We start from the raw sequence: 5,078 nt of genomic DNA, 5'->3' as shown, positions 1-5,078 counted from the left end.
CGTTTACGCCCGTCCCGCTTCTCCTGCGGGGTCAGCGCGCCAGCGGGCGGTACTTGATCCGCCCGGGCTCGGTCGCGTCAGGCCCGAGTCGACGTCGCTTGTCCTCTTCATAGGCCTGGAAATTACCCTCGAACCATTCGACGTGGCTGTCGCCCTCGAAGGCCAGGATATGGGTGGCCAGGCGGTCCAGGAACCAGCGGTCATGGCTGATGATCACGGCGCAGCCGGCGAATTCCGCCAGGGCGTCTTCCAGCGCGCGCAGCGTGTCGACATCGAGGTCGTTGGTCGGTTCGTCCAGCAGGATGACGTTGCTTTCCTGGCGCAGCATCTTTGCCAGGTGCACGCGGTTGCGCTCGCCGCCCGACAGGATGCCGACCTTCTTCTGCTGGTCCGGGCCCTTGAAGTTGAAGGCGCCGACATAGGCGCGCGACGGCACCGCGCGCTTGCCCAGATAGATGACGTCGGTGCCGCCCGAGATTTCCTCCCAGACGGTCTTGTCGTCGTCCAGGCTGTCGCGCGACTGATCGACATAGCCGAGCTTGACCGTGTCGCCGACCTTCAGCGATCCGGCATCGGGCTGCTCCTGCCCCACGATCATGCGGAACAGGGTGGACTTGCCCGCGCCGTTCGGCCCGATCACGCCGACGATGCCGCCGGGCGGCAGCTTGAAGCTGAGATCGTCGATCAGCAGCCGGTTGCCGAACGCCTTGCGCAGATCCTCGGCCTCGATGACCGTGCCGCCCAGGCGGGGGCCCGGCGGGATGACGATGTCGGCGGTGCCGCCCGCGCGCTCGGCGTTCTGGGCCAGCATTTCCTCGTACCGGGCGATACGCGACTTGCTCTTGGCCTGGCGTGCCTTGGGGCTGGAGCCGATCCATTCCTGCTCGGCGGCCAGGGCGCGCTGGCGGGCGCTCTCTTCCTTTTCCTCCTGGGCCAGGCGCTTGCGCTTCTGCTCGAGCCAGGAGGAGTAGTTGCCCTGGAACGGGAAGCCCCGGCCGCGCTCCAGCTCGAGGATCCAGTTGGTGACGTTGTCGAGGAAGTAGCGGTCATGGGTGATGACCATCACCGTGCCCTGGTAGTCGCGCAGCGTGCGTTCCAGCCAGGCGACGCTTTCGGCGTCGAGATGGTTGGTCGGCTCGTCCAGCAGCAGCAGGTCGGGCTTTTCCAGCAGCAGGCGGCACAGCGCCACGCGCCGGCGCTCGCCGCCCGACAGGCGGGTCACCGCGCTGTCGGCCGGGGGGCAGCGCAGCGCGTCCAGCGCGATGTCGATCTTGCGGTCCAGTTCCCAGCCGTCGCCGGCATCGATCTTTTCCTGCAGCTCGGCCTGTTCGGCCAGAAGGGCGGTCATCTCGTCGTCCGACATCGGCTCGGCGAACGCCATCGAGATCTCGTTGAAGCGGTCGACCGCGCGCTTCAGCTCGCCGAAGCCCAGGGCCACGTTCTCGCCGACGGTCAGCGATTCGTCCAGCTTCGGCTCCTGCTCCAGATAGCCGATCTTCATGCCCTCGGCGGCCCAGGCCTCGCCGCCGAATTCCTTCTCGATTCCCGCCATGATCTTCAGCAGGGTGGATTTGCCGGCGCCGTTGACGCCCAGCACGCCGATCTTCACTCCCGGCAGGAAAGACAGGGTGATGCCCTTGAAGACCTCGCGCCCGCCCGGATACGCCTTGGTCAGGTCCTTCATCACATAGACATATTGCGTGGCGGCCATGACGAAGGCTCCGATATCCGAAAAGGTGAAGAGGGTCGTGCGGACCGCGCCCCCGAACCGGGGGACGGGCCGTGCGACGGCCTGCGCCCGGCAGGACTTGAACCCGCAACCAAGCCGTTATGAGCGGCCCGCTCTGACCAATTGAGCTACGGGCGCGCAGGCCGGTCCTGACTTCGCGCATGTGCGGCGATTTGGCAAGGTCCGGCGTGCCCGGCGGCCGCGAATTCGTCCCGCGCCGGCGCAACTCGCCCGCGCTTGGCCCCGTGCTTGGCCCCGTGCTTGGCAAGGCCCGCGCGCCCCGATAGGTTCGGCGACGTCTTCCCATGCCGTGAAAAGGAACGCCGCCATGGACGTATCGAAACTGTCGCCCGGCAAGGACGTGCCGTTCGACATCAACGTCGTCATCGAGATCCCCCAGGGCTCGTCGGTCAAATACGAAATCGACAAGGAGAGCGGCGCCGTCGTCGTCGACCGCGTTCTCTTCACGCCCATGGCCTATCCGGCGGCATATGGCTTCATCCCCGGCACGCTGGCCGCCGACGGCGACCCGGCCGACGCGCTGGTGCTGATCCCGGCCCCGGTGGTGCCCGGCGCGGTGATCCGCGCGCGGCCGATCGGCATGCTGCGCATGGAGGACGAAAGCGGCCAGGACGAGAAGATCGTCTGCGTGCCGCACGACAAGGTGCACCCGCACTATGCCACGGTCGAGAAGATCGCCGACCTGCCTGAGATCACCATCCAGGCGATCGAGCATTTCTTCACCCGCTACAAGGACCTGGAGAAGGGCAAGTGGGTCAAGGTGGCCGGCTGGGCCGGGCGCGAGGAAGCCGGCGAGGTGATCACCGCCGCGATCGCCGCGGCCCAGAAGTAAGCGGGCGCTCTCCCTTCCCGACGGTCATGGCCGGGTGCGTGCGGCGCGCCCGCCATGACTGCCCGGGTCTCAATGGATTGCCAGATAGCGGAACACGCGAACTTTCAGGATATCGAGCACCAGCAGATACGCTGCCACGACCGCCAGCAACGCGGCGATCAGGATCGGCCTGACCGGTGCCATGAGAATGCCGCGTGCCGCCATCGCGGCCACGACGGCGAGATCGGCCAGCGACCCCGCGAGCAGCCAGCGGCCCGGCCGGGAACGCCAGAACGGCCCGCGCTCGCGCACCAGGTAGATGTTCCCCTGGCCCGTCGCCACCAGCATGACGAAGACCAGCGTCTGCAGTTCGCCGAGCGTCAGGCCGAGCGCGGCGCGCCCGACGAAGAAGACGGTGAAGGACAGGACCAGGACCGCGGATGCGAGAATTCCGCCCGTCAGCATCAGGGTGCGCACGTTCCAGCGGTCCGGACGCGGCGAGAAGCCGACATTGTCCGTGGCGATCGACATCGTGACGAAATCGTTGGTGAACAGCAGCAGCACGATCAGCAGCGGCGTGATGACGAAGACATGGGTCACGATCACGCCGACGGTCAGAAAGACCGCGATCTCCAGGGTCTTCATGATCTTGTTGATCGTATAGGTCAGCATCCGCTGATAGATGCGCCGACTGGCGCGCACCGCCGTCAGCGCATCCACGAGGCCCGGCGCGGTCAGCACCACGCCCGCCGAGGCGCGGGCCACGTCCGTGGCGCCGGAGACGGCGATTCCGACATCGGCCTGTTTCAGTGCCGGCGCGTCATTGACCCCGTCGCCCGTCATGCCCACCACATGGCCCGCCGACTGGAGCAGCCGGATCAGCCGGATCTTGTGCTCGGGATAGACACGGGCGTAGACGCCGTAATCCAGCGCCTCTCCCTCGCGCGGATGGTCGAGCGCATCGGGCGCCGCGGACATTCCCATAATCCCGACCTGCCCCGCGATGGCGCGCGCGGTGGCGGCATTGTCGCCCGTCACCATCACGACACGGATGCCGAGATCTTGGAGCCCCTTCACCAGAGCGGCCGAATCCGGACGCGGCGGATCCGCCAGTCCGATGAGGCCGGCCAGGCGAAGTCCGGCGCGGCTTTCGCCGCGCGCCACGGCAAGGACCCGCATGCCCGATGCCGCCAGCCTGTCGATGGCCTCCGTCATGTCGGGCGGCGCGCGGACCAACGCGGCGACGGCCTGTGGCGCGCCCTTGGCGACATGCAGTTCGCCGTCCGGACCCCGATAGCGGCCGAGCGAATAGCGGGTCGCCGGGTCGAACGGCACGAATGCGAGGCGGTCCGGCGGATCGGTCAACAGGCCGCGCGCCTTCGCCGCGTCCAGGATGGCGAGGTCGATCGGATCCTGCGTGGCGGAATCGGACGCCAAGGCCGCCAGGCGGACCAGTTCGTCGTCCGAGGCCGCGTCGAGGCGCGCGACCGTCGCGAGCGTCAGGCGGTTCTCGGTCAGCGTGCCCGTCTTGTCGGTGCATAGCACGTCCATGCCCGCCGCCTCCTCGATCGCCGCGAGCTTGGTCAGCAACACGCCGGAGCGCGCCAGTTCGGCAGCTCCGAGCGCGGTTGCCAGGGTGAAGGTTGCCGGCAGCGCGACCGGCACCGAGGCGACCAGCAGGATCAACGCGAAAGGCAGCACGTCGCGCAGCGGCATCCCGGCCCAGGCCGCGTAACCCAGCAATGCCGTGATCAGGGCGGCGTCGATGATGGCGAGAATCCGGACGATCCTGAAGATCGTCACCGAGAGGTGGCTTGTCGCGCGCGCGGTGCGCACAAGTTCGGCGGTCTTGCCGAAATAGGTGCCGAGGCCCGTCGCCGCGACCTCGCCCGTCGCTTCGCCGCGCCGCACGACGGAGGCGGCATAGGCCATGGCGCCGGCCCCTGCCTCCACGGCCACGGATTCGCCGGTCAATGCCGACTGGTCCAGCAGGATCCCGCCTTCGAGGATCCTGACGTCGGCCGGCGAGAGATCGCCCATGCGCAGATGCACGAGGTCGCCCGGGACGAGGCCGGCGGCCGGCAGCGAACGCCACGTACCGTCGCGGCGTACGCGGGCCGTCGCGCTGAGCCTGTGCCGCAGCAGGTCCAGCGCCTTGCCGGCGCGTCCTTCCTCGACGAAGCTGATGAGCGCGTTGACGCCCAGCAATGCGGCGATGACCGCCGCCTCGAGATCCTTGCCGAGCACCACCTGCAGCAGGATCGTCGCTTCCAGCATCCAGGGAATGGGGCCCCAGAACTTGCCCAGGAGCGTCACCAGCGGGCGCGGGCGCCGTTCGGCGATCTCGTTCGGTCCGTAATGCCGCAGACGCCCTTCCGCCTCGGCCTCGGTCAGGCCGGCGGGGCCGTCATGCTGCGTGCTGTCCGTCGCCTGCTCCATTGACGCCTCATGCTCGACACCGATCGTCGTGTTGCCGACCGCCCGCCCCTATCGCCCCGCCGCGCGGCCGGCGGAGAG

At 68.4% G+C, this 5,078-nt stretch carries 3 protein-coding genes and 1 tRNA gene; 1 reads left to right on the top strand and 3 read right to left on the bottom strand.

What is annotated here, in order from left to right:
- Positions 1-31 precede the first annotated feature (31 nt).
- Positions 32-1,711, bottom strand: a complete 1,680-nt coding sequence (ettA, locus tag HUK84_RS10025; RefSeq protein ID WP_176640165.1) for an energy-dependent translational throttle protein EttA — start codon at positions 1,709-1,711, stop codon at positions 32-34.
- A gap of 82 nt (positions 1,712-1,793) precedes the next feature.
- Positions 1,794-1,867, bottom strand: a tRNA-Ile gene (locus tag HUK84_RS10020).
- Positions 1,868-2,057: 190 nt separating this feature from the next.
- Between HUK84_RS10020 and ppa the strand changes: the two genes are divergently transcribed.
- Complete coding sequence (gene ppa / locus HUK84_RS10015) at positions 2,058-2,582, top strand: inorganic diphosphatase (RefSeq protein WP_176640164.1); 525 nt, start codon at positions 2,058-2,060, stop codon at positions 2,580-2,582.
- A 69-nt stretch (positions 2,583-2,651) separates the two neighbouring features.
- On the opposite strand, the gene HUK84_RS10010 is transcribed toward ppa, so the two are convergent.
- Positions 2,652-5,000: a plasma-membrane proton-efflux P-type ATPase gene (locus HUK84_RS10010; protein ID WP_176640163.1), complete on the bottom strand. Its 2,349-nt coding sequence runs from the start codon at positions 4,998-5,000 to the stop codon at positions 2,652-2,654.
- Positions 5,001-5,078: the final 78 nt, after the last annotated feature.

It is taken from the genome of Nguyenibacter vanlangensis, from assembly GCF_013376155.1.
Lineage (GTDB): Bacteria > Pseudomonadota > Alphaproteobacteria > Acetobacterales > Acetobacteraceae > Gluconacetobacter > Gluconacetobacter vanlangensis.
The sequence above is the reverse complement of the archived record's forward strand: the minus strand, read 5'-3'. Positions and strand labels throughout refer to the sequence as shown.